Origin of the sequence: Arthrobacter cryoconiti, from assembly GCF_020905375.1 — a bacterium.
Classification (GTDB): Bacteria; Actinomycetota; Actinomycetes; order Actinomycetales; family Micrococcaceae; genus Specibacter; species Specibacter cryoconiti.
This window is the reverse complement of sequence record NZ_JAJJBU010000024.1, coordinates 46,781-71,495: the sequence shown is the minus strand read 5'-3', so window position 1 is coordinate 71,495 and position 24,715 is coordinate 46,781. Positions and strand designations below refer to the sequence as shown.

At 58.1% G+C, this 24,715-nt stretch carries 36 protein-coding genes; all 36 read right to left on the bottom strand.

The window, feature by feature from the left end; translation table 11 throughout:
* Positions 1-114: 114 nt before the first annotated feature.
* Positions 115-630: a 30S ribosomal protein S9 gene (gene rpsI / locus LOH53_RS12940; RefSeq protein ID WP_230068162.1), complete on the bottom strand. Its 516-nt coding sequence runs from the start codon at positions 628-630 to the stop codon at positions 115-117.
* Between the two features lie 36 nt (positions 631-666).
* On the bottom strand, positions 667-1,110 hold the full coding sequence (gene rplM / locus LOH53_RS12935; protein WP_230068161.1) for a 50S ribosomal protein L13: 444 nt from the start codon (positions 1,108-1,110) through the stop codon (positions 667-669).
* A gap of 226 nt (positions 1,111-1,336) precedes the next feature.
* On the bottom strand, positions 1,337-2,278 hold the full coding sequence (locus LOH53_RS12930; protein WP_230068160.1) for a tRNA pseudouridine synthase A: 942 nt from the start codon (positions 2,276-2,278) through the stop codon (positions 1,337-1,339).
* Positions 2,279-2,397: 119 nt separating this feature from the next.
* Complete coding sequence (gene rplQ, locus LOH53_RS12925) at positions 2,398-2,913, bottom strand: 50S ribosomal protein L17 (protein WP_230068159.1); 516 nt, start codon at positions 2,911-2,913, stop codon at positions 2,398-2,400.
* Positions 2,914-3,000: 87 nt separating this feature from the next.
* A complete protein-coding gene (locus LOH53_RS12920; RefSeq protein WP_054012278.1) occupies positions 3,001-4,011 on the bottom strand; it encodes a DNA-directed RNA polymerase subunit alpha in 1,011 nt (336 codons plus the stop codon).
* A 133-nt stretch (positions 4,012-4,144) separates the two neighbouring features.
* A complete protein-coding gene (rpsK, locus tag LOH53_RS12915) occupies positions 4,145-4,546 on the bottom strand; it encodes a 30S ribosomal protein S11 (protein ID WP_230068158.1) in 402 nt (133 codons plus the stop codon).
* A 105-nt stretch (positions 4,547-4,651) separates the two neighbouring features.
* On the bottom strand, positions 4,652-5,029 hold the full coding sequence (gene rpsM / locus LOH53_RS12910) for a 30S ribosomal protein S13 (protein WP_230068157.1): 378 nt from the start codon (positions 5,027-5,029) through the stop codon (positions 4,652-4,654).
* Between the two features lie 192 nt (positions 5,030-5,221).
* Positions 5,222-5,335 (bottom strand): 50S ribosomal protein L36, encoded by a 114-nt coding sequence (gene rpmJ, locus LOH53_RS12905; protein WP_011775570.1) that lies wholly within the window; start codon positions 5,333-5,335, stop codon positions 5,222-5,224.
* Between the two features lie 29 nt (positions 5,336-5,364).
* On the bottom strand, positions 5,365-5,586 hold the full coding sequence (gene infA / locus LOH53_RS12900; RefSeq protein ID WP_230068201.1) for a translation initiation factor IF-1: 222 nt from the start codon (positions 5,584-5,586) through the stop codon (positions 5,365-5,367).
* Positions 5,587-5,829: 243 nt separating this feature from the next.
* Positions 5,830-6,795 carry a P1 family peptidase gene (locus LOH53_RS12895; RefSeq protein ID WP_230068156.1) on the bottom strand — a complete coding sequence of 322 codons (966 nt, stop codon included), beginning with the start codon at positions 6,793-6,795 and terminating at the stop codon, positions 5,830-5,832.
* 95 nt (positions 6,796-6,890) lie between these two features.
* Positions 6,891-8,249: an ABC transporter substrate-binding protein gene (locus LOH53_RS12890; protein WP_230068155.1), complete on the bottom strand. Its 1,359-nt coding sequence runs from the start codon at positions 8,247-8,249 to the stop codon at positions 6,891-6,893.
* 79 nt (positions 8,250-8,328) lie between these two features.
* Positions 8,329-9,204 (bottom strand): carbohydrate ABC transporter permease, encoded by an 876-nt coding sequence (locus LOH53_RS12885; RefSeq protein ID WP_230068154.1) that lies wholly within the window; start codon positions 9,202-9,204, stop codon positions 8,329-8,331.
* A complete protein-coding gene (locus LOH53_RS12880; protein WP_376991636.1) occupies positions 9,201-10,118 on the bottom strand; it encodes a carbohydrate ABC transporter permease in 918 nt (305 codons plus the stop codon). The genes LOH53_RS12885 and LOH53_RS12880 overlap by 4 nt, the downstream gene beginning before the upstream one ends.
* A 5-nt stretch (positions 10,119-10,123) precedes the next feature.
* A complete protein-coding gene (locus LOH53_RS12875; RefSeq protein WP_230068152.1) occupies positions 10,124-10,861 on the bottom strand; it encodes a glycerophosphodiester phosphodiesterase in 738 nt (245 codons plus the stop codon).
* A gap of 299 nt (positions 10,862-11,160) precedes the next feature.
* Positions 11,161-11,997 carry a type I methionyl aminopeptidase gene (gene map / locus LOH53_RS12870; RefSeq protein ID WP_230068151.1) on the bottom strand — a complete coding sequence of 279 codons (837 nt, stop codon included), beginning with the start codon at positions 11,995-11,997 and terminating at the stop codon, positions 11,161-11,163.
* A gap of 103 nt (positions 11,998-12,100) precedes the next feature.
* A complete protein-coding gene (locus LOH53_RS12865; RefSeq protein ID WP_230068150.1) occupies positions 12,101-12,673 on the bottom strand; it encodes an adenylate kinase in 573 nt (190 codons plus the stop codon).
* On the bottom strand, positions 12,670-13,995 hold the full coding sequence (gene secY / locus LOH53_RS12860; protein ID WP_230068149.1) for a preprotein translocase subunit SecY: 1,326 nt from the start codon (positions 13,993-13,995) through the stop codon (positions 12,670-12,672). The genes LOH53_RS12865 and secY overlap by 4 nt, the downstream gene beginning before the upstream one ends.
* Before the next feature lie 217 nt (positions 13,996-14,212).
* Positions 14,213-14,692 carry a 50S ribosomal protein L15 gene (rplO, locus tag LOH53_RS12855; protein WP_230068148.1) on the bottom strand — a complete coding sequence of 160 codons (480 nt, stop codon included), beginning with the start codon at positions 14,690-14,692 and terminating at the stop codon, positions 14,213-14,215.
* Positions 14,693-14,694: 2 nt separating this feature from the next.
* On the bottom strand, positions 14,695-14,907 hold the full coding sequence (rpmD, locus tag LOH53_RS12850; RefSeq protein ID WP_230068147.1) for a 50S ribosomal protein L30: 213 nt from the start codon (positions 14,905-14,907) through the stop codon (positions 14,695-14,697).
* Positions 14,907-15,590 carry a 30S ribosomal protein S5 gene (gene rpsE / locus LOH53_RS12845; protein ID WP_230068146.1) on the bottom strand — a complete coding sequence of 228 codons (684 nt, stop codon included), beginning with the start codon at positions 15,588-15,590 and terminating at the stop codon, positions 14,907-14,909. Before rpsE ends, rpmD begins: the two co-directional genes overlap by 1 nt.
* 26 nt (positions 15,591-15,616) lie before the next feature.
* Complete coding sequence (gene rplR / locus LOH53_RS12840; protein WP_230068145.1) at positions 15,617-15,988, bottom strand: 50S ribosomal protein L18; 372 nt, start codon at positions 15,986-15,988, stop codon at positions 15,617-15,619.
* Positions 15,989-15,990: 2 nt separating this feature from the next.
* The gene (rplF, locus tag LOH53_RS12835; RefSeq protein WP_230068144.1) at positions 15,991-16,527 is read right to left on the bottom strand and encodes a 50S ribosomal protein L6; all 537 of its coding nucleotides are present in this window, start codon (positions 16,525-16,527) and stop codon (positions 15,991-15,993) included.
* Positions 16,528-16,547: 20 nt separating this feature from the next.
* Entirely contained in the window at positions 16,548-16,946 is a 399-nt protein-coding gene (gene rpsH, locus LOH53_RS12830) for a 30S ribosomal protein S8 (RefSeq protein ID WP_230068143.1), read from the bottom strand.
* A gap of 85 nt (positions 16,947-17,031) precedes the next feature.
* Complete coding sequence (rplE, locus tag LOH53_RS12825; RefSeq protein WP_230068142.1) at positions 17,032-17,616, bottom strand: 50S ribosomal protein L5; 585 nt, start codon at positions 17,614-17,616, stop codon at positions 17,032-17,034.
* Positions 17,613-17,975: a 50S ribosomal protein L24 gene (gene rplX, locus LOH53_RS12820; protein WP_230068141.1), complete on the bottom strand. Its 363-nt coding sequence runs from the start codon at positions 17,973-17,975 to the stop codon at positions 17,613-17,615. Before rplX ends, rplE begins: the two co-directional genes overlap by 4 nt.
* Before the next feature lie 3 nt (positions 17,976-17,978).
* Complete coding sequence (gene rplN, locus LOH53_RS12815) at positions 17,979-18,347, bottom strand: 50S ribosomal protein L14 (RefSeq protein ID WP_230068140.1); 369 nt, start codon at positions 18,345-18,347, stop codon at positions 17,979-17,981.
* 1,118 nt (positions 18,348-19,465) lie between these two features.
* Positions 19,466-19,762, bottom strand: coding sequence for a 30S ribosomal protein S17 (gene rpsQ / locus LOH53_RS12810; RefSeq protein WP_376991619.1), 297 nt, complete (start codon positions 19,760-19,762; stop codon positions 19,466-19,468).
* Positions 19,759-20,082: a 50S ribosomal protein L29 gene (gene rpmC, locus LOH53_RS12805; protein WP_230068139.1), complete on the bottom strand. Its 324-nt coding sequence runs from the start codon at positions 20,080-20,082 to the stop codon at positions 19,759-19,761. The genes rpsQ and rpmC overlap by 4 nt, the downstream gene beginning before the upstream one ends.
* Before the next feature lie 2 nt (positions 20,083-20,084).
* Entirely contained in the window at positions 20,085-20,501 is a 417-nt protein-coding gene (rplP, locus tag LOH53_RS12800; RefSeq protein WP_230068138.1) for a 50S ribosomal protein L16, read from the bottom strand.
* A complete protein-coding gene (gene rpsC, locus LOH53_RS12795; protein ID WP_230068137.1) occupies positions 20,502-21,335 on the bottom strand; it encodes a 30S ribosomal protein S3 in 834 nt (277 codons plus the stop codon).
* The gene (rplV, locus tag LOH53_RS12790; RefSeq protein ID WP_230068136.1) at positions 21,336-21,701 is read right to left on the bottom strand and encodes a 50S ribosomal protein L22; all 366 of its coding nucleotides are present in this window, start codon (positions 21,699-21,701) and stop codon (positions 21,336-21,338) included.
* 39 nt (positions 21,702-21,740) lie between these two features.
* Positions 21,741-22,022 (bottom strand): 30S ribosomal protein S19, encoded by a 282-nt coding sequence (gene rpsS / locus LOH53_RS12785; protein WP_003803803.1) that lies wholly within the window; start codon positions 22,020-22,022, stop codon positions 21,741-21,743.
* 12 nt (positions 22,023-22,034) lie between these two features.
* Positions 22,035-22,874 (bottom strand): 50S ribosomal protein L2, encoded by an 840-nt coding sequence (gene rplB, locus LOH53_RS12780; RefSeq protein WP_230068135.1) that lies wholly within the window; start codon positions 22,872-22,874, stop codon positions 22,035-22,037.
* A 30-nt stretch (positions 22,875-22,904) separates the two neighbouring features.
* Positions 22,905-23,210, bottom strand: coding sequence for a 50S ribosomal protein L23 (gene rplW, locus LOH53_RS12775; RefSeq protein ID WP_230068134.1), 306 nt, complete (start codon positions 23,208-23,210; stop codon positions 22,905-22,907).
* On the bottom strand, positions 23,207-24,058 hold the full coding sequence (gene rplD, locus LOH53_RS12770; protein ID WP_230068133.1) for a 50S ribosomal protein L4, sunset domain variant: 852 nt from the start codon (positions 24,056-24,058) through the stop codon (positions 23,207-23,209). The genes rplW and rplD overlap by 4 nt, the downstream gene beginning before the upstream one ends.
* 5 nt (positions 24,059-24,063) lie before the next feature.
* Positions 24,064-24,714 carry a 50S ribosomal protein L3 gene (rplC, locus tag LOH53_RS12765; RefSeq protein WP_230068132.1) on the bottom strand — a complete coding sequence of 217 codons (651 nt, stop codon included), beginning with the start codon at positions 24,712-24,714 and terminating at the stop codon, positions 24,064-24,066.
* Position 24,715 lies beyond the last annotated feature (1 nt).

Sequence of the window (24,715 nt, the reverse complement as noted above, 5' to 3'; positions counted from 1 at the left end):
GGTCGAGGACTTTTGTTGAAGCACTGAATTTAGCGCTTGTAGAGCCAAATCTGCTCAAGAGACACAAAAAGCCCCCGCTCTGAACGAACGGGGGCTTTTTGGTAAGCGCGGGATTTAGCGCTTGGAGTACTGCGAAGCCTTACGGGCCTTCTTCAGACCGGCCTTCTTACGCTCGATAACGCGAGCGTCACGAGTCAGGAAGCCTGCTTTCTTCAAGATGGCACGGTTATTCTCCTCGTCGATCTGGTTCAACGAGCGAGCAACGCCCAGACGCAATGCCCCGGCTTGGCCGGAAGGGCCACCACCGTGGATGCGAGCCCAAACGTCGTATGCGCCGTCGAGGTCCAGGAGACGGAACGGATCGTTGACTTCTTGCTGGTGCAACTTGTTCGGGAAGTAGTTGGACAGCTCGCGGCCGTTTACAATCCACTTACCCGTACCGGGAACGACGCGTACGCGGGCAATAGCCTGCTTGCGACGTCCTACAGCTGCTCCGGACACGGTTAGTGCCGGGCGTTCCTTCTTGGGGGCAGCGTCGGCGGCGGATGCGCTTTCGCTGGTGTAGCTGGTCAAAACTTCTTCCTCGGCCACAACGGCTTCGGTGTTCAGCTCTTCAGTGTTCTGAGCCACGATTCTCCTTGATAAATATTGGGTTGGTGGCCAGGACTACTGGGCGACCTGGGTGATTTCAAACGTCTTAGGCTGCTGAGCAGCATGCGGGTGCTCAGAACCGCGGTAAACCTTGAGCTTGCCGATCTGCGAAGCAGCCAGCGAGGTCTTCGGGAGCATGCCACGGATGGCCTTCTCCACTGCCCGCACCGGGTTGGTTTCTAGCAGTTCTGCATAGTTCATGCTGGAGAGTCCGCCCGGGTAACCCGAGTGACGGTAGGCACGCTTCTGCTCGAGCTTGGCGCCGGTCAAGGCCACCTTCTCGGCGTTGATGATGATGACGAAATCGCCCATATCCATATGGGGAGCGAAGGTCGGCTTGTGCTTTCCACGCAGCAGTGTTGCGGTCTGGCTGGCAAGACGGCCCAAGACAACGTCATTGGCATCGATGATGTGCCACTGACGGTTGATGTCGCCGGGCTTCGGGGTATACGTACGCACGGTTTTTGCCTTCGTTTCTTGTTCTTAGGTGGTGTCACAGATGGTTGACACCTGCTATCTATGCGTTTACCGGAACAGAGGTGAGGGCTCTAACACCAGTTATCCATACACTTCTCGATGACACCCATTGAGTTGGCGTCCTGCAACCGGACCTTCAACGGGCGTGTGGTATCGAGATAGGACACGCACAACGACTACCCACAATACTATTAATAACCGGCCCGGGTCAAAGCGAGGACGCAGGCACGTCCTGGCGTCCGGTGAGGTCGACCCCCACCTCATCCAGCAGCGCCCTTCTGGTCCGCGTCAACGTGGCGCGGGCAAGTAGTTCGGAATCAGGCGGATAGCTCACTTCTTCTAGAACCAGGGGATGAGGAGCCGCCAAAGTGGACTGCGCATCCCGGACCCCGGCCAGCAGCCTCTGATGCATCCAAGCAACTTCTTGTGTCTCCTCCCCTATTCGCAGAGAAGCACCAATGAGGGCCCTGACCATATTGTGGCAAAACGCGTCCGCCGCAATATTGACGAAGATCACACCATCTGTTCCACGTTTAAACTCAAAACGCTCCAATGTGCGCACCGTCGTGGCCCCTTCGCGTGGCTTGGCAAAGGCCCTGAAGTCTGCCAGCCCCAACAAGGGTGCGGCAGCCAGATTCATCAACTCCACGTTCAGCTCACGCTGGTGCCACAGCGTCACCGCACGCTGAAGCGGATCTCGCGAAGTAGCCCCATCGGCGATCCGGTAGCTATAGCGCCGCCGCAGCGCAGAGAACCGCGCATCGAAACCTTCCGACGCACGGCTTGCGTTTTGGACCTGAACCGAGCCGCGGTGATCGAGCAGCACGCGACCCAACGCGCCGTTTAGTCGGCGCTTGAGTGATTGCTCCGGGCGCACATCCTCCCCCCGCAGCAGCCCATCCCATTCACTTGGCGTCAGATCCAAGTGAGCAACCTGTCCACGCGCATGCACGCCGGTGTCAGTGCGCCCTGCCACGGTCAACCTAATGGGTCGCTGCAGGATCATGGCCATAGCTTCCTCCAGCACCCCCTGCACCGTCCTACAAGTGGGCTGCACCGCCCACCCACTGAACGGGCCGCCGTCGTACGCAATATCAAGACGGGCCCGGACAAGGCCTCTCTCTTCAGGGGAAAGGTGAGGGTTATGCATGGTTACAATTCTATCGTTTCAGTACGCCATCAGGACTCACGCGCCAATGCAGAAGGGCCCGCCATCCGCTAACGGATGACGGGCCCTTCTAGCCTGAACTCAAGGCAAGTGCTTGGGTTCTACTTGGCTTCTTCGGCAGCTGCTTCTTCAACTTCGGCGGTAGCGTCCTGCTCTACAACCTCGGTCTCAACTACTTCTTCAACAGGTGCTTCTTCAACCGGAGCTGCCTTAGTGGTAGCTGCAGTAGCTTCCTTGACGACGGCTTGCTTGGGGCTAACCGGTTCCAGAACTAGCTCGATGACGGCCATGGGGGCGTTGTCGCCCTTGCGGTTGCCGATCTTGGTGATGCGGGTGTAACCGCCTTCACGGTTCTCCACAGCCTTGGCAATGTCCGTGAACAGCTCATGGACAATGCCCTTGTTGCTGATCAGGCCCAAAACGCGGCGGCGCGATGCCAGGTCTCCACGCTTAGCGAAAGTGACCAGTCGCTCTGCATAGGGGCTTAGACGCTTGGCCTTGGTCAAGGTGGTGGTGATCCGCTTGTGCTCAAACAGCGAAGCGGACAGATTCGCGAGCATCAGGCGCTCATGAGCCGCTCCGCCTCCGAGGCGGGGACCCTTTGCGGGGGTTGGCATGGTGTTTCTCCTCAAGTATTAACCGCACCACCGCCAGCACATCACTTGTGCTGGCTGCGGGCGATTAAGAAAATTTGTTGTTCGTCTTTAGAGTTCGTCGTCGCCGTAGGCGTCGTCGTTCTCATCGATGGCTGCGGCACGGGCGGCCAGGTCAAACCCTGGAGGAGAATCCTTCAGAGACAGTCCCAGTTCAACCAGCTTTGCCTTTACCTCGTCAATGGACTTCGCGCCAAAGTTGCGGATGTCCATCAGGTCAGCCTCGGAGCGAGCAACGAGTTCACCCACGGAGTGGATGCCCTCACGCTTGAGGCAGTTGTAGGAACGGACTGTTAGGTCCAGATCCTCGATCGGCAACGCCATGTCAGCAGCAAGTGCGGCGTCCGTCGGGGACGGACCGATCTCGATGCCTTCAGCGGCGGTGTTCAACTCACGGGCCAGCCCGAAGAGTTCAACCAGCGTAGTTCCAGCCGAGGCGATGGCATCTCGGGGAGAGATGGCCTGCTTCGTCTCAACGTCGACAATGAGCTTGTCGAAGTCAGTACGCTGCTCGACACGGGTGGCCTCCACGCGGAAAGTCACCTTCAGCACGGGAGAGTAGATCGAGTCGACCGGGATACGGCCAATCTCTGAATCTGCACTCTTGTTTTGAGCTGCCGAGACATAGCCGCGGCCGCGCTCGATGGTCAGTTCAAGTTCGAACTTGCCCTTCGAGTTCAGCGTTGCAATGTGCATGTCAGGGTTGTGGAACTCCACACCGGCCGGCGGTGCAATGTCAGCAGCCGTGACGACGCCGGGGCCCTGCTTGCGCAGGTAGGCGACGACAGGCTCGTCATGCTCGCTTGAGACGGACAGGCCCTTGATGTTCAGGATGATCTCAGTGACATCTTCCTTGACACCGGGGACCGTGGTGAACTCATGCAGGACTCCGTCGAGGCGGATGCTGGTAACAGCAGCGCCAGGGATGGAGGACAGCAGGGTCCGGCGGAGTGAGTTTCCCAAGGTGTAGCCGAAGCCGGGCTCCAACGGTTCAATAACGAACCGGGACCGGTTTTCGGAAACTACTTCTTCGGATAGGGTGGGGCGCTGTGCAATGAGCACTGGGGTTTCCTTTCAGCGAGCATCCGCTATATGACGCAACACAGGTAGTGGAAATGGCGGCTGACGAGACTTAACGGCGGCGAAGTTGGCCTTCACCATCGGTGAAGGCCAACTTTGCAGCACTGGAGTCTCGCTAGACGCGACGTCGCTTGGGCGGACGGCAGCCGTTGTGGGCGCTGGGGGTGACATCCGAGATGGAGCCAACCTCAAGACCAGCAGCCTGCAGCGAACGGATGGCCGTTTCGCGGCCCGATCCCGGACCCTTTACAAACACGTCAACCTTACGCATGCCGTGCTCCTGAGCGCGCTTGGCAGCGGCTTCAGCAGCCATCTGTGCAGCGTACGGAGTTGACTTGCGCGAGCCCTTGAAGCCGACTTCGCCGGCCGAGGCCCACGAGATGACTGCACCGGACGGATCCGTGATGGAAACGATGGTGTTGTTAAAAGTGCTCTTGATGTGCGCCTGGCCCAGCGCAATATTCTTTTTATCCTTGCGACGCGGCTTACGAACCGCTCCACGAGTCTTTGGGGGCATTTTATTCTCCTACGAAAGTTTATTTGGGTCGGCGGACGCTTGAGTCCACGCTTGCCAGATTCTGTAAAAAGTTGTTAGACAACTCTTCACACCGGCAAGGGCGATTTAGCGGCCGGCCTTCTTCTTGCCAGCGACGGTGCGCTTCGGACCCTTGCGGGTGCGAGCGTTGGTCTTCGTGCGCTGGCCATGCACGGGCATTCCGCGACGGTGGCGGATACCCTGGTAGCTACCGATTTCGACCTTGCGGCGGATATCGGCTGCAACCTCGCGGCGAAGGTCACCCTCAACCTTGTAGTTACCCTCGATGTTGTCACGCAGCTGAACGAGTTCAGCGTCAGAAAGGTCCTTGACGCGGACGTCCGGGGAAATCCCCGTGTCAGCTAGGACTTTCGTTGCACGGGTCTTGCCCACGCCGTAAATGTATGTAAGCGCTACTTCCAACCGCTTTTCGCGGGGAAGGTCTACGCCAGCGAGACGTGCCATAGTGGCTGCTCCTTGTGTAAACCGGAGGTCGTAGACAGTACACCCGCATTTTCCTCAATGCGGCCCCGGCCTCCGACCGGGGGTCCGTTGGCCGGTTGCGGATACAATCCGCCTTCGTCCAACTTGTGCTGTCTTTCTATATGTACTTGCGTGAGCGGCTGCCCGGGATCTTGCCTCTAGGAAGAGGAAAGACTAGCCCTGACGCTGCTTGTGGCGCGGGTTCTCGCAGATCACCATGACTCGACCATTACGTCGAATCACCTTGCATTTGTCGCAGATCTGCTTGACGCTCGGCTTGACCTTCATGGCATTCCTTTGCGTGATAACAGTTGTGGTTATTTGTAGCGGTAGACGATGCGACCACGGGTGAGGTCGTAAGGGCTCAGCTCCACCACAACTCGGTCCTCAGGAAGGATACGAATATAGTGCTGGCGCATTTTTCCTGAGATATGGGCAAGAACGATGTGCTTGTTGCTCAGCTCAACACGAAACATCGCGTTGGGCAGCGCTTCATTCACAACGCCCTCGATCTCAATGACCCCGTCTTTCTTGGCCATATCCTCCGCTAACTTTGTTGCGCCGACCACGTTCCGCCCTTATGGACACAACACGGCCAGCATTGGATTTGCTACGTATGGGTTGTTCGCCGGTACTTGCTGTGCAGGGTTTTAGCGCACAGCCAAACCGCGCAACCAAACCCGGCAGCGCACCCAACTATTGCAGGGCACGGACAACCAACAACCCACTCTACGCCACAGCGCCAAGAAAGTTAAATTGACCAAAGTATCCCCTGCGCAGATTTAGTCGCTCTTGGAAGAATAGGCCGGCCACACTCCCGCATCCGTATTTACCGCTTTCGCGCTGGCTACCCCGTTGAGAATCGCCATCCGAACGACTTCGGCCGCGGCGCTTTGGAGCTCAATCATCGCGGCAACAGCAAGCCCAGGACCGTGGGTCAGCGGCACAGCACCAGTTGCCAAGGTGAAGATGGTGTCACCATCAGCCAGGGTGTGCACTGGATTGAGCGCGCGGGCCATTCCAGCATGCGCGGCGGTGGCGGTACGTTTAGCCTCCGAAGCAGTCAAAACGGCGTTCGTTGCCACCACCACCAAGGTAGTGTTCAGCCCCGGTCCCGCTGATGGTGTGTAGGTCCCCGGGCGCCAAGGAACGCCGGCGGCGTTGACTACGGCCAGTGCGCCGAGCACCACAGCGCTGTTCTCACCCCCGAGCCGGAGGGAGGCGCTACCTAAGCCCCCTTTAAACGCTCCTGCGCCAATCGCCGCCCCGGTACCAGCACCAACATTTCCGCGGGCGACGTCGGCCCCATCAGCAGAGTTGGCCGCATCAAGGGCCGCCACGTAGCCCATGTCAGCATCTGGTCTGGCAGCAAAGTCGCCGCCCCGGCCCAAGTCAAAAATTGCTGCGGCCGGGACGATCGGCACCACTCCGCCGGGGACGGGAAACCCTCTCCCATTTTCTTCGCACCACCGTTGCACTCCTGTGGCCGTGGCTAATCCGTACGCGCTGCCGCCGGTTAAGACGACGGCATCAACGGTGGGTACCAGCGTGGTGGGATCGAGGGCATCCGTTTCATGAGTCCCAGGACCTCCACCACGGACGTCAACGGAACCAATAGTGCCAGACGGTGGCAACACCACCGTGACACCGGTCAGCCAACCATCTCCGATACGCTGAGCCTGGCCGACACGGATGCCGGGGACATCCGTAATGGACCCGCCTCGCTCCACTGCCTTCTCCTGCACCATAAGTGACCCTTCGCTGAACCGGCTGAGCGGACCATGAGCCACTCATGGCTTCGATTATGCCCGTTCCTTGACGCCGACCGCCACCGCCGCAGAGATCAGCTCTTGAGCTTAGGCTTGACAGTCTTGGTGTAAATTTCTTCCAATTTGCCTTGGAGCGTATCTAGTGTTGCTTTGACATCGGCCTTTTCATTCATGATCTTTGCTGCCGCATTCGCCATCTCGAGGTCCGCCCCCGGGAGGAATACACGGCCGTAGTCTTGACTGCGCGTTACCTTCAATTGGTCAAGTGCCACCTGGATCTGCGGAGTGGCTGACAAGACAGGGGTCATATCCGCGTCCGTGCGGACTGGCATGTACCCGGTCGCAGCCGAGAACTTGGCGGTGCTTTGAGCGTTGGTGACAAAGGAAATAAACTTTGCCGCGGCCAGCTGGCGCTCCGGAGAAGTTTTCGTTGCAATAACCAGCCCTGCGCCTCCCGTGGGGCAGACAGGTGACGCTGAGACGGCCCCTCCGGGAAGGAATCCGACGCCGATATTCATGCCGCTGGTGGATGCCGCCTTGAGAGTCCCCACAAGGTCACCCGTGGAGCTAATCGTTGAGCTAATTGCACCGGCAGTCATATCAGCAACCGCGTCCTTAGAGGAGACACCAGCCCAACCGTCTTTGACAATGGTGTCCGCAACCCACTGCATGGCCTTCACGGAAGCATCCGAGTTAGCGGTCATGTCCCACTTGTTAGACCAACCAGCACCCTGGCCCCACAGGACGTTTTGCAAAGTCCATCCGGCATACCCGGCAAGCGCCGGGTACTGATAGGCGTGCAGGTAGCCTGGCTTACCTGCATTGGCTGCTTGAATCTTTGGAGCCCAGGAGGCGAACTCGTCCCATGTGGCCGGTGCCCGGTCCGGGACGCCTGCTGCCGCAAAGTGATCTTTGTTGTAGTAGAAGAGCGGTGTGGACCGCGCGTAAGGGACTGCCCAGTGACTTTCTCCGTAGTTGTAGTCGTCATAGAGAGTCTTATTGAAGCCTGCACTCTTATCATCCACCGCAGACAACAAGGCTTCTAGTGGGACCACTGTGCCAGCAATGGCGTAGCGGAACCACCACACATCCGATGCCACCACAACATCGGGGACATTATTTCCGGCTTGGGACGTCTGGAACTTCTGGGCGACTTCTTCATAGTTGGCGCCGCCGGTGACCAGTTCAACCTCGATCCCAGGGTTCGCCGCCTGAAAGTCCTTTATCAGCGCCGCCTCAATGTCCGCAGATTTTCCGGGATGGCTGGACATAAAAGTGATCTTGCTTGCCGGCTTTACCTTGGACCAGTCCGTAGCCGATGCGGTTGCCGCAGGGGCTGCGGTGCTTGGCCCGCCGCACGCAGCTAGTGCCAGCGCACCCATGCCGAGTCCGGCAGCGGCGAGGAGATTTCTACGGTTGATATCAGTCGTCATGGCGATGTCTCTTTCAATAGGTAGTTATCAAAGGGAAAAGAAGCGTTCGTCGAAGGAGTTGCGGGTCGGGCGGGGGAAATTATCCTGTGACTGAGCCCTGTGTCAGTCCAGCCACGATGAAGCGCTGAAGGGCAGCGAAGATGATCAAGATGGGCACGATCACTATGACGGCACCGGCCATAAGGATTCCCCACGCCTGTGCGGATGAATCGCTGTTTGCAAGTAGGGTCAACCCAACCGGGAGGGTCATCATCTCCGGCTTGTCCGTGATGATCAGTGGCCAGATGTAGTCATTCCACTCCCCCACGATCGTCACAAGTGCCACCGTTGCGATGCTGGGACCCGAAATGGGGACCACCACCTGCCATAGTCTGCGCAGGTGCCCGGCGCCGTCGATCTCCGCTGCTTCAAGGATCGACGCCGGCAGCGTGAGGAAATGTTGTCGCAACAAGAAGGTCCCGAAAGCCGTTCCAAGTCCCGGCAAAATGATGCCCCAATAGGTGTTCAAACCGCCCAGCCCGGCAACAAAAATATAGTTTGGCAACACGGCGACCTGTGGAGGCACCATCAGGGCTACCAAAATAGCCAAGAAGATGGCTCTTTTGAACGGGAACTGGACGAATACCAGCGCATAGGCGGTCAGGATCGCAAGCAGACACTTGACCGTCGAGCCTATGAGCGTGACAATCACGCTGTTGGCAAAGAATCTGGCAAAGGGCACCGTCGTGGCAGCCTGCACGTAGTTCTGGAAAGTGGGGTTCGCTGGGAGCACAGAAAGCTCAGTGCTAACGATTTCCCCTGGTTCTTTCAGCGAAGAAAGGACCATCCAGGCCAAGGGTGCTGCCACGACGACTATCGCGAGCAGTAGCGGGAGCCATCCGGTGACCACTGTCCGGGCGAGGTTAGCTGGAGAGAGCGGGCCAGTTCGGGGCGCGTGCGTTGTTTGCAAACTCATGAGTAGTGCACCTTCCTTTCGACAAAACGCAGTTGCATTCCTGTCATGGCGAGCAGAACAACGAAGAGCACCACCGAGATGGCAGCTGAGTACCCTGCACGGTTGTAGGCACCAAAGGCCTGCAAATATGCCTCGAAAATAAGGGTTCCGGTACCGTTGCCGGTTGGCGTCATGATCTTGATGATGTCGAACGCTTGAAGGGAGCTCAGGAGACTTGTTATTAGTAGAAAGAAGGTGGTGGGTGAGAGGAGTGGGAAGCTGACCAGCCAGAAACGCCGAAAGGCTCCGGCACCGTCCAATGAAGCAGCCTCCATGACGTCCTTCGGCAGAGACTGCAGCCCGGCCAAGTACACGACCGCGCAATAGCCCAAGTTTTTCCACACGTACACGATGATGAGCATGACAAGGGCCAGGTTGGGATCGTTGATCCATTGCGGACTGGCAAGTCCTATGCCACGCAGCACCCAAGAAAGTGCGCCATAGACGGGATCAAAGATGAAGAGCCATACCAGGCCTACGCCTACTCCGGAAAGGACATAGGGGGCAAACACTGCAGAGCGGGCCAACGTCGCTCCGGGTACCTTCTTATTGAGCACGAGCGCTACCAATAAGCCAAGCACTAGAGCTCCACCCACCGTGGCTACGGTGAAAATGGCTGTGATGCTCAGGACTTCCTCGGCGTCTCCAGAGGTGAAGAACTCCACATAGTTCCCCAGCCCCACGACGACGGCATCCATCGACCCTAAGGTCCAGTCCAAGGTCGAGTAGTACATGTTCAGTAGTAGCGGCCGGTACGTGAAGAAGGCAATCAGCACTATGTTTGGTAGCGCCAATGCGAGAAACACCCATGCCTCCCGACGGGCGCGAGCACTGGCGTGACGCTTGGTGCGTCCCAGCGGAATCGACTTATCCATCCCCGTCATGAAATGCCAAGGCCGACGGCGTTGCGGACCAATTCGGGGTCATCGGTGCATACCGCATCCACGCCGAGCTGGGCGAGTTCGCAGGCGCGGTCACCGTCGTTGACTGTCCATGCCCAGACTTTTAGTCCTCGTCCATGGATGAGGTCCACGGATACCTGATCCAAGGAGCCTTCCCAAATGGATACTCCCGATCCACCGTGATTGATCACGAATTCAATTGCGCGGGCCAAATCTCCGGTGCTATCCATACCTAGGGGATTTCCTACGGTGAGCGGATGGACATCGCTTCCCGGGTCCAGCGCGCGCAGTTGCTTCAGTGCATCCCAGTCTGAGCCGGAAGCAAACCAGTCAAGGTTGTCAAAAGACGAGGTCACTTCCAGTACGGCTGGGACAACTGCCGATTCCTTGAGTTCGATGTTCACCCGCGCTTTACCTTCAGCAAGTTTGAGGACCGCAGCAAGCGTGGGGACGTGCTGGCGGTGGCCAGCGTCTAGTAAGTTCAGCTGCTTGGCAGTGAAGTCAGCGATAGATCCGATGGCATTCGTGGTGCGTTCGACGGTGTCGTCGTGAATGACGACCGGAACGCCGTCAGCTGAAGTCCGAACATCCAACTCAATCCCATCAACACCGAGTTCAATCGCTCGGGCAAAAGCTGCCAGGGTGTTTTCCGGATAGTGAGCCGACACCCCTCTGTGGGCATAGATGCGCATTTCGCTTGCACCCTCTCGATTCAAGCCACGACTATCCGACCCGCAGTGCTTGCGGGGCCTGTCGCGGCACCACTCGAAACGTTAATCATCGAACGTCGGCATTGGGTGTCTTGAAAGTGGACAGCAGGAAACGGGAGGTTAAACACTTCATCCCTGCCTCAGCGGAAAACCTCAAGAGACAGGGAAGAAGTAGTGCGGAGGGTGGGTGGGGGTGGGGCCACGCACCCGAGGGCCCCGGCTGTACGGAGCGCAGGTGGGGAGCGCAGGTGGGGAGCGCAGGTGGGGAGCGCAGGTGCGGAGCGCAGGTGGGGAGGGTGTGGGGACTAGCCCAGAGGCACTGGCGTGACGCCCAACGCTTCTAGGCGCTCAGCACCGCCGTCTGCCGCCGTTAGAACCCAGATGCCTTTTGCGTGGATGGCAACAGAGTGTTCCCAGTGGGCGGCACGAGCGCCGTCGTTAGTGACAACGGTCCAGTCATCACCGAGAGTGGTGGTCTCCAGGGCTCCCCGCACCAGCATCGGTTCAATAGCCAGGCACATTCCGGGTTTGAGTTTGGGGCCGCGATGTTTGGATCTGTAGTTGAGCACATCCGGGGCCATGTGCATGGCGGTACCGATTCCGTGGCCCACGTAGTCCTCTAGGATGCCTAGCGGCGCTCCCGGCGCCGACGTGACATAGTCGTCAATCGCGTCGCCAATATCGCCAACGTACTTGCCGCTAGCCATGGCCGCTATCCCATGCCACATGGACTCTTCGGTAATGTCGCTGAGCCGCCGGTCTGCTACGTCTTCTTCTTCCGCTGCGCCCACTATGGTGCTCCGCGCGGAGTCAGAGTGCCAGCCCTCTACGATCGCGCCCCCGTCGATCGAAAGGACGTCTCCAGCCTTGAGAACACGCTTGCCGGGGATTCCATGGACGACTTCTTCGTTCACCGACGTGCAGATGGACGCGGGATAGTCGTAATAGCCTAGGAAGTTGGATTTCGCACCAGCTTTGGTGATGATCGAGGCAAAGAGCTTATTCAGCTCCCCCGTCGTGACTCCGGGAGCGGCCGCTGCAATAGTCTGATTTAGGGCATCGTCTAAGATGAGCCCACTGCGATGCATGATGCGCATCTGTTCAATGCTTTTGTACTCAATCCGCTGCTGGCCAAACGCCATGTCGGAATCCCTTCACTGGAAAATGTCCAAGGGCTCCTCCCCAACGATCGGGAAGGAGCCCTCCTATGCTCAGTGTGCCGTTTGCACGCCTTCGCTCTTGGATCTAAGCCGTCTTCTTAATGGCGTCCATGACACGGCTGGTGACTTCGTCGATATCGCCAAGACCGTCGACCTTGACTAAAATCCCACGCTCCGCATAACGAGCAAGAACAATTTCTGTCTGTTCGCGGTACAGGTCCAGGCGGTGCCGAATAACTTTTTCGGTATCGTCACTTCGCCCAGTTTCCTGCGCGCGGCCCAGCAGGCGCTTGACCAATTCTTCATCGTCAGCGGTCAGCTGGACAACCGTACCAAGCTCGACGCCGGCCGTTGCCAAAATGTCATCAAGCTCATCGACTTGGGCTGTAGTACGGGGGTAGCCATCAAGCAAAAACCCCTGCGCGACGTCGTCCTGGGCAAGCCTGTCCCGAACCATGCGGTTGGTGACGCTGTCAGGGACAAAGTCGCCGTTGTCCATATATTTTTTGGCTTCCACGCCTAGCGGGGTTCCACCCTTGACGTTGGCCCGAAAAATATCACCGGTGGAGATGGCAACAATGCCAAGTTCCGCACAGATGCGTTCGGCCTGCGTCCCTTTTCCAGACCCGGGAGGCCCAATGATCAGCATTCTTGTCATCGCAATAACCCTTCGTAGTGGCGCTGTTGCAGTTGCGCATCAATCTGCTTGACGGTCTCCAACCCAACTCCAACGACGATCAGCAACGACGTGCCGCCAAACGGGAAGTTCTGGTTCGCTCCCACCATGACTAGGGCAATCAGCGGAATAAGCGCCACAACACCTAGGTAGAGCGATCCAGGCAAGGTGATGCGAGAGATCACGTACTGCAGATAATCTTGCGTAGGCTTTCCGGCTCGAATACCGGGAATGAACCCACCGTACTTCTTCATATTGTCAGAGACTTCTTCCGGATCGAAAGTAATCGCGACATAGAAGTACGTAAAGCCCACTGTCAGGAGGAAATACATCAACATGTAGAACGGGTGATCGCCGCGGACTAAGTAGTTGTTGATGAAGTCGATCCACGGCGGCGTGTTCCCACCATTTGCCGGCGTGGCGAATTGGGCCAGCAAAGCTGGAAGGTACAGCATCGAGGAAGCAAAGATCACCGGGATTACTCCGGCCATGTTCACCTTGATCGGGATGTAAGTGCTGGTCCCTCCCATGGTGCGCCGGCCAATCATGCGCTTGGCATACTGAACCGGGACACGGCGCTGAGACTGCTCAACGAACACCACAAGTGCCACCACCACGAGTCCAAGGACCAGGACGATCAAGAACGTACCCCAGCCTTGAGTCTTCAAAATGGCGCCCAGCGACGTCGGGAACTGAGCTGCGATAGCAACGAAGATCAGCAAGGACATACCGTTGCCAACACCTTGCTCGGTAACAAGTTCGCCCATCCACATGATCAAGCCGGAGCCGGCCGTCAGGGTCAGAATCAAAAGAACGATCGTAATCAGGTTGTCATTCGGGATCAACGGGGTAGCAGTGCCTGCGGCACCACACCCGGCAAATAGCTGACCAGATCGGGCCAGAGTCACCAAAGTCGTACCGTTGAGTAGGCCCAAGGCAATGGTGAGGTAGCGCGTGTACTGGGTCAGTTTCCCTTGGCCCTGGGCACCTTCAAGGTGGAGTTCCTGGAAGCGGGGAATGACCACGCGCAGCAGCTGAACAATGATGCTCGCTGTGATGTAGGGCATGATCCCGAGAGCAAAGATGGAGACCTGCAGCAAGGCTCCGCCGCTGAACAGGTTCACCAGCTGATAAAGACCCTCATTGGTGTTGGCAGAGTTCACGCACTGCTGGACGTTTCGATAATCGATTCCTGGCGAGGGGATGAACGCACCCAAGCGGAAAATGGCGAGGATTCCCAGCGTGAACAACAACTTGCGTCGCAGATCAGGCGTGCGAAAGGCGCGGCCAAATGCGGTAAGCAAGCGTCCTCCTGATGTCTAGAGATGGCGAGGGGTTCGTAAGTGAAGCCCAAGAAAAGATTCTAGTGCGTGATATGGCTCGCACTGAAACCGAGTTTATTGTCGGCTACGCAGAGCAATGACGCGCAGCGTGTCTACCGAGACGAAAAGACTCTTGGTGAGCGGAACATTTGATCCGCCCACCAAGAGTCTAGTCGTTAGATGTGCACACTAGAGAACTTTAGAGTTCAGTAGTGGAGCCACCTGCAGCAGCAATTTTTTCCGCTGCGCTGGTGGAGAAAGCGTGGGCGGTGACGTCAACCTTGACGGAGATGTCACCGGTGCCCAGAACCTTCACAGGCTGGTTCTTACGAACGGCACCCTTTTCAACCAGTGTCTCAACGGTGACAACGCCACCTTCGGGGTAGAGCTCGTTCAGCTTGTCCAGGTTTACAACCTGGAACTCGACGCGGAACGGGTTCTTGAAGCCACGCAGTTTCGGCAGGCGCATGTGCAACGGCAACTGGCCGCCGGCAAAGCCAGCCTTGATCTGGTAACGAGCCTTAGTACCTTTGGTACCGCGACCGGCGGTCTTACCCTTGGAACCCTCACCACGGCCAACACGGGTCTTAGCCGTCTTGGATCCGGGCGCGGGGCGCAGGTGGTGGACCTTTAGTGCATTCTGCTTTTGCGCAGTTTCGACAGTCTTTTCAGTAGCCACTTTTACTTAGCCTCCTCAACCTTGACTAGGTGCGGAACCGTGTTGATCATCCCTGTGGTCACTGAGTCAGCCGTGCGGACAACGGTATGACCGATGCGCTTGAGGCCCAGTGAACGAAGGCAATCCTTCTGGTTCTGCTTGACGCCAACGACGCCCCTGATCTGAGTGATTTCCAGCTTCTTTTCAGAAACCTGGATGTTCTTCGGTGTCGTCATTACAGACCTGCCTTTTGCATATTGCGCAACAGCACGGCTGGGGCAACCTCGTCCAACGGCAAACCGCGGCGAGCCGCGACAGCCTTGGGGTCTTCCAAGCGCTTGAGTGCGTCAACAGTTGCGTGAACAATGTTGATGGCGTTGGAGGATCCCAGTGACTTCGAGAGGACATCATGGATGCCGACGCATTCCAAGATGGCACGAACAGGGCCACCTGCAATAACACCGGTACCGGCAGCAGCCGGGCGCAGCATGACGACGCCAGCAGCGGCCTCACCCTGAACGCGGTGCGGAACGGTCTTGCCAATCAAAGGAACACGGAAGAAGGACTTTTTGGCCTCTTCCACACCCTTGGCAATGGCTGCAGGTACTTCTTTAGCCTTGCCGTAGCCAACGCCAACCATTCCGTTGCCGTCACCGACGATCACGAGGGCGGTGAAGCTGAAGCGACGACCACCCTTAACGACCTTGGCAACGCGGTTGATGTTGACAACACGCTCGATGAACTGGTTCTTCTCGGCCTCGCGGCCACCATCGCGACCGCGGCCACGGCCACCGTCACGACCGCCTTCGCGACCTCCACGGCCACCATCGCGACCGCCACGGCCACGGCCGCCATCGGTTGCAGCAGCAGCAGTCTCAGTCTTTACGGCGGCACCGTCAGCGGCAGTTGCTTCTGACACAGTGTTCTCCTTGTTAATGTTCTCGGTCACAGTGCCAGACCACCTTCACGTGCGCCATCGGCAATGGCTGCGACACGGCCATGGTAGCGGTTACCACCACGGTCGAAGACAACAGCTTCAATACCTGCAGCCTTGGCACGCTCGGCAACGAGCTCACCAATACGCTTGGCCTTAGCGGTCTTGTCACCGTCAAAGGAGCGCATGTCGGCTTCCAAAGTCGATGCCGACACCAGGGTCAGACCCTTGGTGTCATCAATGACCTGCACGAATACGTGGCGGGCCGAACGGTTGACCACAAGACGCGGGCGAACGGTTGTACCGCTAACGCGCTTGCGAACTCGCAGGTGACGACGGCCGCGTGCTGCGGCCTTGGACTTTCCTCGTACGGATAGTGCCATGGTTACTTACCAGCCTTTCCGACCTTGCGGCGGATGATCTCGCCAGCGTAACGAACGCCCTTGCCCTTATAGGGGTCGGGCTTGCGCAGCTTGCGGATGTTGGCAGCAACTTCGCCCACCTGCTGCTTGTCAATACCTGAAACGGAGAGCTTGGTGGGGCTCTCAACCGTCAGTGTGATGCCCTCGGGTGCCTCAACGACAACCGGGTGGCTAAAGCCCAGAGCGAACTCTAGGTTGCTGCCCTTGGCGAGTACACGGTAACCAGTTCCAACAATTTCCAGCTTCTTTTCGTAGCCCTTTGTGACACCGACGATCAGGTTGTCAATCAGGGTACGGGTGAGGCCGTGGAGTGAACGCGAGTTGCGCTCATCGTTGGGGCGGCTAACCGTGATGGTGTTCTCTTCGAGAGCTACCGTGATGGGGTTGGCGACAGTGAGTGCCAGCGTTCCCTTCGGGCCCTTGACGGAAACTAGGTTCTCTTCAACCTTAACTTCGACGCCGGCAGGCACGGAGATGGGGAGACGTCCAATACGTGACATTATTCTTTCCCTTCTCTCTACTACCAGACGTAGGCGAGGACTTCCCCACCCACGCCCTTCTTGGCAGCCTGGCGATCGGTCAGCAGACCGGAGGACGTCGACAAGATAGCCACACCCAAACCACCCAACACGTTGGGAAGGTTTGTGGACTTTGCGTAAACGCGCAGTCCCGGCTTGGAGATGCGGCGCAAGCCAGCGATTGAACGCTCGCGTGTGGGACCGTACTTCAAGTCGATGGTCATCTTCTTGCCAACTTCGGCGTCTTCGACCTTCCAGGCAGCAATGTAGCCCTGTGCCTTGAGGATGTCGGCGATGTGGCCTTTAAGCTTGCTAAACGGCATGGACACGGTGTCGTGGTGTGCCGAGTTTGCGTTGCGCAGACGCGTAAGCATGTCTGCGACAGGATCTGTCATTGTCATTTGGGCGCTTGCCCTTCCTCGTAACGGTTTCCTTCACTCACACTGGCTAATGCCGGTGAGAGTGCTGTGGGACCTTTTACGTAGATTATTTATCTTCGGATTTGAACGGGAAACCAAGTGCCTTCAAGAAAGCACGGCCTTCGTCATCGGTCTTAGCGGTGGTCACAACCGTGATATCCATACCGCGAACGCGGTCAATGGAATCCTGATCGATCTCGTGGAACATAACCTGCTCGGTCAAACCGAAGGTGTAGTTACCATTGCCATCGAACTGCTTGCCGCTTAGGCCGCGGAAGTCGCGGATACGGGGCAGTGCGAGGGTGACCAAACGGTCCAAGAATTCCCACATGCGATCTCCACGCAACGTGGTGTGGCAACCAATCGGCATGCCTTCGCGCAGTTTGAACTGGGCGATCGACTTGCGGGCCTTGGAAACCTGGGGCTTCTGGCCGGTGATGGCTGTCATGTCGCGGACGGCGCCGTCAATGATCTTGGAGTCCTTAGCGGCATCTCCAACACCCATGTTGACAACGACCTTGACCAGGCGCGGAACCTGGTTGACGTTCGCGTACTTGAATTCTTCAACCAGTGCCGCCTTGATTTCCGCTGCGTAGCGGGTCTTTAGGCGCGGCGTGATCTTGGGTGTGCTCTCTGCAACTTCGGCGCTCATGCCAGATCCTTCCCCGAGGCTTTGGCAACGCGGACGCGTACTTGACGCTCGCGGCCGTCGCGCTCAACGGTTTCGATGCGGTAGCCAACGCGAGTCGGCTTCTTGGTGGACGGGTCCACCACAGCAACGTTGGAAACGTGAATGGGTGCCTCGACGATTTCGATACCACCAGTAGTGGTGCCACGTTCCGTCTGGCCAGCCTTGGTGTGCTTCGTGATACGGTTTACGCCTTCAACCAACACGCGGTTGGTTTCGGTGTAGACCTTCAGGACCTTGCCCTGCTTGCCACGATCTCCGCCACGCTCAGGCTTGCCACCTGTGATGACCTGAACCAGGTCACCCTGCTTGATCTTTCCCATAAGTTAGAGCACCTCCGGAGCCAACGAGACGATCTTCATGAACTTCTTTTCACGAAGTTCACGGCCGACCGGGCCGAAGATACGGGTACCACGAGGGTCCCCGTCAGTCTTGAGAAGCACAGCGGCATTCTCATCGAACTTGATGTAGGAACCATCCGAGCGACGGCGTTCCTTCTTTGTGCGAACGATGACAGCCTTAACGACGTCACCCTTCTTTACGTTGCCGCCAGGGATTGCATCCTTGACGGTTGCGACAATCGTGTCGCCAATGCCTGCGTAGCGGCGCCCAGATCCACCGAGAACGCGAATGGTCAAGATTTCCTTGGCACCCGTGTTGTCGGCGACCTTAAGCCGCGACTCCTGCTGAATCACTAGTGTCTCCTGTTCGTCGCGCCGGTTCTTGGCCACAAAAACCGCTGTGGATAAGCCTTGCGGAACGTATTGATCGGGATGTCTCTTGACGCGCCTGGATTTTGCCAGAACGCGCCTAAATGTCTCATGCCAACTGCACTTTCCGCACCTGTGACTGAATTTCTCCAGAACGAGGACGGCAGTTTGTAGTGGCACGAGCATTTACGAGGTAATTGCGCACCACTGCCTCCACCAAAATGGCGGCACAGAAAAGGCGCAGCAATAGACTATCCTAGCACGGCGGCGCTACCACACCTGACGTCGTGGTCTCACCAAAAGCGTTGCCTACCCCACACCGAGCACAGACCAAGACTGTCGATACCACCACGGTAAAACTCTGGTGTTCACGTAGGCGACGTAAAGGAGACACAAAGGCCGCCCGCGGCCGTGTGTCGGATAGTCGCCGAGGGAATGCCAGAGTCTACGCGCCAGTTCCGGGGGTAAAACTCTGGTGTTCACGTAGGCGACGTAAAGGAGACACAAAGGCCGCCCGCGGCCGTGTGTCGGATAGTCGCCGAGGGAATGCCAGAGTCTACGCGCCAGTTCCGGGGGTAAAACTCTGGTGTTCACGTAGGCGACGTAAAGGAGACACAAAGGCCGCCCGCGGCCGTGTGTCGGATAGTCGCCGAGGGAATGCCAGAGTCTACGCGCCAGTTCCGGGGGTAAGACTCTGGTGTTCACGTAGGCGACGTAAAGGGGACACAAAGGCCGCCCGCGGCCGTGTGTCGGATAGTCGCCGAGGGAATGCCAGAGTCTACGCGCCAGTTCCGGGGGTAAAACTCTGGTGTTCACGTAGGCGACGTAAAGGGGACACAAAGGCCGCCCGCGGCCGTGTGTCGGATAGTCGCCGAGGGAATGCCAGAGTCTACGCGCCAGTTCCGGGGGTAAAACTCTGGTGTTCACGTAGGCGACGTAAAGGAGACACAAAGGCCGCCCGCGGCCGTGTGTCGGATAGTCGCCGAGGGAATGCCAGAGTCCTCGCGCCAGTTCCGGGTATTAAACGACGCTGGGCCCGCCACCGTAAACGGTGCCGGGCCCAGCAATTTAGTTCACAATCTCAACGCGGACGTTGAAGAAGCTTACTTAGCCTTTTCGATTACCTCGACTAGGCGCCACCGCTTGGTGGCGGAGAGCGGACGAGTCTCGCTGATGAGGACCAGGTCGCCGATGCCGGCGCTGTTCTCTTCATCATGAGCCTTGACCTTCGAGGTACGGCGAAGAACCTTGCCGTAGAGGGCGTGCTTTACGCGGTCCTCAACCTCGACGACGATGGTTTTTTCCATCTTGTCGGAGACGACATAGCCACGCAATTTCTTGCGTTCGTGGCGAACCACGGTGCCGGCGCCTTCTTCAATGTTGCTTACAGAATCGCTCACTTGGCGTCCTCCTTTGTTTCGTCAGCCTTCTTGGAGGCCTTTTTGGCTTCCTTGTCAGCCTTCTTGGAGGCCTTCTCCACCGGTGCGGGCGCAACGACGTCTGGACGAATGCCCAGCTCGCGCTCACGCATCACTGTGTAGATTCGGGCGATGTCGCGTTTAACAACGCGCAGACGGCCGTGGCTTTCCAGCTGACCGGTGGCGGACTGGAAACGCAGGTTGAACAGCTCCTCCTTGGCCTTCCGGAGTTCTTCAACAAGACGCTCGTTGTCGAACCCGTCAAGCTGTGCGGGGGCCAGATCCTTAGATCCAACTGACATCTCTACTCACCACCTTCGCGACGCACGATGCGTGCTTTCAACGGCAGCTTGTGGATTGCCAGGCGCAGTGCCTCGCGAGCTACCTCTTCTGATACACCGGAGAGTTCGAAGAGAACACGACCGGGCTTGACATTCGCAATCCACCACTCGGGGGATCCCTTACCGGAACCCATACGGGTTTCGGCAGGCTTCTTCGTCAACGGACGGTCAGGGTAGATGTTGATCCACACCTTTCCGCCACGCTTGATGTGACGAGTCATTGCGATACGAGCGGACTCAATCTGACGGTTGGTGACGTAGGCAGGCGTCAAAGCCTGTACACCCCATTCGCCAAACGACACTGTGGTACCGCCAGTAGCCTGCCCGGAGCGACCCGGGTGGTGCTGCTTGCGGAACTTTACTCGACGTGGGATAAGCATTTAAGCCTGCCCTCCTTCTACTGCCACAGCTACAGTCTCTGCAGCTGGCGCAGCCGCGGCCGGAGCCTCGGTGCGCTCGTTACGACGACGGTCGCCACCGGCGCGGGGGCCGCGGGATCCGCGGTCATCGCCGTCACGACGGGGGCCACGGCCTCGAGCAGGTGCAGCAGCTGCCTGAGCAGCCAATTCCTTGCTCGTGACGTCACCCTTGTAGATCCAGACCTTGACACCGATGCGGCCGAACACAGTCTTAGCTTCGAAGAAGCCGTAATCGATGTTGGCACGCAGGGTGTGCAGAGGCACACGACCTTCGCGGTAGAACTCGGTGCGTGACATTTCAGCGCCACCCAAACGACCGGCACAAGCGACACGGATGCCCTTGACACTGCCGGTGCGCTGTGCGGACTGCATGGCCTTCTTCATTGCGCGGCGGAAAGCCACACGTGAAGTCAGCTGCTCGGCGATGCCCTGGGCAACAAGCTGAGCATCAGCTTCCGGGTTCTTGACTTCCAAGATGTTCAGCTGGACCTGCTTACCGGTGAGCTTTTCAAGCTCGCCGCGGATGCGGTCTGCTTCTGCTCCACGACGGCCGATCACGATACCCGGACGTGCTGTGTGGATATCCACACGAACACGGTCACGTGTGCGCTCAATTTCAACCTTGGAAATGCCGGCGCGGTCCATGCCCGTAGACATGAGTGCGCGGATCTGGATGTCTTCTTTTACGAAGTCCTTGTACCGCTGGCCGGGCTTATTGCTGTCCGCGAACCAATGTGAACGGTGGTCCGTAGTGATCCCGAGACGGAACCCGTGCGGGTTTACTTTCTGTCCCACTTAGCGAGCCTCCTCTTTCTCGGGGGTAGCGACAACCACTGTGACGTGGCTGGTGCGCTTCTTGATCTGGAACGCACGGCCCTGTGCTCGCGGTTGGAACCGCTTCATGGTGGGGCCGTCATCAACGAAGATTTCGCTAATGTACAGATCATTTTCGTTGAACGCGACGCTGTCGCGATCCGCCAGAACGCGGGCGTTAGCCACTGCGGACTGGACTACCTTGAATACCGGCTCCGAAGCTGCCTGGGGGGCAAACTTCAAAATCGCCAATGCCTCATTCGCCTGCTTGCCACGAATCAGGTTGACGACGCGCCGGGCCTTCATAGGCGTTACGCGCAGATGACGCGCACTTGCCTTGGCTTCCATTGCTATCCTTCTCTCGTCTTAGCCGTAAGTGCCAAGCGCCTAGCGGCGCTTGCCCTTGCGGTCGTCCTTGACATGGCCGCGGAAAGTCCGCGTGGGGGCGAATTCGCCGAGCTTGTGCCCGACCATCGACTCAGTAACAAACACGGGAATGTGCTTGCGACCATCGTGTACGGCGATCGTGTGACCCAGCATGTCCGGGATGATCATCGAACGGCGGGACCAGGTCTTGATGACGTTCTTGGTGCCCTTTTCGTTTTCCCTAGCTACCTTTACAAAGAGGTGCTGGTCAACGAAAGGACCCTTTTTCAGGCTACGTGGCATGTCTCGAGGCTCCTATCGCTTGTTCTTGCCAGTACGACGGCGACGAACAATAAGTTTGTCGCTCTCTTTGTTGGGACGGCGGGTACGGCCTTCAGGCTTACCGTTCGGGTTGACCGGGTGACGTCCACCGGAGGTCTTACCTTCACCACCACCATGCGGGTGGTCAACCGGGTTCATGACGACACCACGCACTGTCGGGCGAACGCCCTTCCAGCGCATGCGGCCAGCCTTACCCCAGTTGATGTTGGACTGCTCAGCGTTGCCAACTTCGCCGATCGTCGCGCGGCAGCGGACGTCAACGTTGCGGATTTCACCTGAAGGCAGACGCAACTGAGCGAATCGGCCTTCCTTGGCGACTAGCTGAACAGAAGCTCCAGCGGAACGGGCCATCTTGGCCCCTCCCCCGGGACGCAACTCCACAGCGTGGATAACTGTACCCACGGGGATGTTGCGCAACGGCAAGTTGTTGCCGGGCTTGATATCGGCCGAAGAACCGGCTTCAACAAAGTCACCCTGCTTGAGCTTGTTTGGAGCGATGATGTAACGCTTGGTGCCATCAACATAGTGCAGGAGGGCAATGCGCGCTGTGCGGTTGGGATCGTATTCGATCTCAGCTACGCGTGCATTGACGCCGTCCTTATCGTGACGACGGAAGTCAATCAGACGGTAGGCCCGCTTGTGGCCACCACCCTTATGACGAGTCGTGATACGACCGGTGTTGTTACGGCCACCCTTTTTGGGCAGAGGACGGACCAGAGACTTCTCCGGCGTCGACCGCGTGATTTCACTGAAGTCGGCAACGCTCGAGCCACGACGGCCCGGGGTTGTCGGCTTGTATTTACGGATTCCCATAGTTTATTTCCTCGTTAAAGTGGTCTCCGCTTAAGAAAGCGGACCGCCGAAGATGTCGATTGTGCCTTCTTTGAGGGAGACAATTGCACGCTTGGTGCTCTTGCGCTGTCCCCATCCGAATTTGGTGCGCTTGCGCTTACCGACACGGTTGATGGTATTGATCGAGTCAACCTTGACGGAGAAGATTTTCTCCACAGCCAACTTGATCTCGGTCTTATTCGAGCGAGGGTCGACCAGGAAGGTGTATTTACCTTCATCGATCAAGCCATAGCTCTTTTCCGAGACGACGGGTGCAAGTACTACGTCGCGCGGATCCTTGATGGTGACGGCGCTCACTTGGCGTCCTCCTCATTCGTGGTGTTTGAGATGGCTTGCGCCGACTCGCCACCGGCGGGAACGAAGCCAGCGGCTTTGGCGTCCTCAACAGTTGCGAACCAAACCTCGGCCACAGTGGCGTCGTACCAGCGTGAACCAGGCACGTGGTACTTCATGGAGTCCTTGTTGCCCTTGATGGTGCCTTCGGCGCCTTCAGCGGCTTCAACGCCTACAACGTCTTCGACCAGCAGCAAGCTAGAAGCAAATGCTTCTGCACTTGCGCGCCCGGAAACGAAGATTTCGTAAGACGCCTGCGTGAACACAATGTCATCGCTAACAAGCACGTCGTAGGTGTTGAGCTGGTCAACGTACAGAACGTGGATGTTGGGGATGTTGCGAACGCTCAAGGCGGCTACGTCGTTGGCGCGCTCGATGACGACCAGCAGGTTCTTGCGCTCGGACACGCCGGCGAGAAGTTCCTTGGCAGCCTTGGTGGACGGCTTAGTGCCATTCACCAGCTGCGCAACAACATGGATACGTCCGTTGCGTGCCCGGTCGGAGAGAGCGCCGCGCAGTGCAGCAGCCTTCATCTTCTTGGGGGTGCGCTGGCTGTAGTCACGAGGAGTCGGACCGTGGACAACGCCACCGCCGGTCATGTGGGGAGCACGGATGGAACCCTGACGGGCACGGCCGGTACCCTTCTGAGCGAACGGCTTGCGGCCTGCACCAGATACTTCAGCGCGGGTCTTTGTCTTGTGCGTACCCTGGCGTGCAGCAGCGAGCTGTGCAACGACGACCTGGTGCAAGAGCGGCACGTTGGTCTGTACGTCGAAGATTTCTGCAGGCAGGTCAACCTTTACAGTTGCCATTTTTGTTATGCTCCCTTCACGGCGGTGCGTACCAAGACGACCGAACCGCGGGCGCCGGGGACGGCACCCTTGATCAGCAGCAGCGACTTCTCGGCGTCGACGCCGTGAACCGTGAGGTTCATGGTCGTGACACGCTCAGCGCCCATACGGCCAGCCATACGGACACCCTTGAAAACGCGGCCGGGGGTGGACGCGCCACCGATGGAACCGGGCTTGCGGTGGTTCTTGTGAGCACCGTGCGATGCCGGGGCACCATGGAAGCCGTGACGCTTCATGACACCGGCGAAGCCTTTACCCTTTGAAGTGCCGACGACGTCGACCTTCTGGCCGGCTTCGAAGATCTCAACTGAGAGCTCCTGGCCGAGGGCGTATGTGTCAGCATCGCTTGTGCGCAGCTCGACGACGTGGCGGCGAGGCGTGACGCCTGCCTTTTCGAAGTGACCGGCCAAAGGCTTGGTGACTTTACGGGGATCGATCGCACCGTAGGCGATCTGGATCGCTACATAGCCATCAACGTCTGCATTGCGCAGTTGCGTGACGACATTGGAATCAGCCTGGACGACAGTTACGGGAACAAGCTTGTTGTTCTCATCCCAGACCTGGGTCATGCCGAGCTTCGTGCCCAGGATGCCCTTAGTGTTTCGGGTCGCGGTCATA

Excerpts from the sequence above, each read along its gene's own strand:
- LOH53_RS12930 (WP_230068160.1), bottom strand. The coding sequence starts at position 2,278 with ATGCATAACCCTCACCTTTCCCCTGAAGAGAGAGGCCTTGTCCGGGCC.
- rplQ (WP_230068159.1), bottom strand. The coding sequence starts at position 2,913 with ATGCCAACCCCCGCAAAGGGTCCCCGCCTCGGAGGCGGAGCGGCTCAT.
- rpsK (WP_230068158.1), bottom strand. The coding sequence starts at position 4,546 with ATGCCCCCAAAGACTCGTGGAGCGGTTCGTAAGCCGCGTCGCAAGGAT.
- rpsM (WP_230068157.1), bottom strand. The coding sequence starts at position 5,029 with ATGGCACGTCTCGCTGGCGTAGACCTTCCCCGCGAAAAGCGGTTGGAA.
- rpmJ (WP_011775570.1), bottom strand. The coding sequence starts at position 5,335 with ATGAAGGTCAAGCCGAGCGTCAAGCAGATCTGCGACAAATGCAAGGTG.
- infA (WP_230068201.1), bottom strand. The coding sequence starts at position 5,586 with ATGGCCAAGAAAGACGGGGTCATTGAGATCGAGGGCGTTGTGAATGAA.
- LOH53_RS12895 (WP_230068156.1), bottom strand. The coding sequence starts at position 6,795 with ATGGTGCAGGAGAAGGCAGTGGAGCGAGGCGGGTCCATTACGGATGTC.
- LOH53_RS12890 (WP_230068155.1), bottom strand. The coding sequence starts at position 8,249 with ATGACGACTGATATCAACCGTAGAAATCTCCTCGCCGCTGCCGGACTC.
- LOH53_RS12885 (WP_230068154.1), bottom strand. The coding sequence starts at position 9,204 with ATGAGTTTGCAAACAACGCACGCGCCCCGAACTGGCCCGCTCTCTCCA.
- LOH53_RS12880 (WP_376991636.1), bottom strand. The coding sequence starts at position 10,118 with ATGGATAAGTCGATTCCGCTGGGACGCACCAAGCGTCACGCCAGTGCT.
- map (WP_230068151.1), bottom strand. The coding sequence starts at position 11,997 with ATGGCGTTTGGCCAGCAGCGGATTGAGTACAAAAGCATTGAACAGATG.
- LOH53_RS12865 (WP_230068150.1), bottom strand. The coding sequence starts at position 12,673 with ATGACAAGAATGCTGATCATTGGGCCTCCCGGGTCTGGAAAAGGGACG.
- rpmD (WP_230068147.1), bottom strand. The coding sequence starts at position 14,907 with ATGACGACACCGAAGAACATCCAGGTTTCTGAAAAGAAGCTGGAAATC.
- rplR (WP_230068145.1), bottom strand. The coding sequence starts at position 15,988 with ATGGCACTATCCGTACGAGGAAAGTCCAAGGCCGCAGCACGCGGCCGT.
- rplF (WP_230068144.1), bottom strand. The coding sequence starts at position 16,527 with ATGTCACGTATTGGACGTCTCCCCATCTCCGTGCCTGCCGGCGTCGAA.
- rpsH (WP_230068143.1), bottom strand. The coding sequence starts at position 16,946 with ATGACAATGACAGATCCTGTCGCAGACATGCTTACGCGTCTGCGCAAC.
- rplE (WP_230068142.1), bottom strand. The coding sequence starts at position 17,616 with ATGAGCGCCGAAGTTGCAGAGAGCACACCCAAGATCACGCCGCGCCTA.
- rplX (WP_230068141.1), bottom strand. The coding sequence starts at position 17,975 with ATGGGAAAGATCAAGCAGGGTGACCTGGTTCAGGTCATCACAGGTGGC.
- rpmC (WP_230068139.1), bottom strand. The coding sequence starts at position 20,082 with ATGTCAGTTGGATCTAAGGATCTGGCCCCCGCACAGCTTGACGGGTTC.
- rplP (WP_230068138.1), bottom strand. The coding sequence starts at position 20,501 with ATGCTTATCCCACGTCGAGTAAAGTTCCGCAAGCAGCACCACCCGGGT.
- rplV (WP_230068136.1), bottom strand. The coding sequence starts at position 21,701 with ATGGAAGCCAAGGCAAGTGCGCGTCATCTGCGCGTAACGCCTATGAAG.
- rpsS (WP_003803803.1), bottom strand. The coding sequence starts at position 22,022 with ATGCCACGTAGCCTGAAAAAGGGTCCTTTCGTTGACCAGCACCTCTTT.
- rplB (WP_230068135.1), bottom strand. The coding sequence starts at position 22,874 with ATGGGAATCCGTAAATACAAGCCGACAACCCCGGGCCGTCGTGGCTCG.
- rplD (WP_230068133.1), bottom strand. The coding sequence starts at position 24,058 with ATGGCAACTGTAAAGGTTGACCTGCCTGCAGAAATCTTCGACGTACAG.
- rplC (WP_230068132.1), bottom strand. The coding sequence starts at position 24,714 with ATGACCGCGACCCGAAACACTAAGGGCATCCTGGGCACGAAGCTCGGC.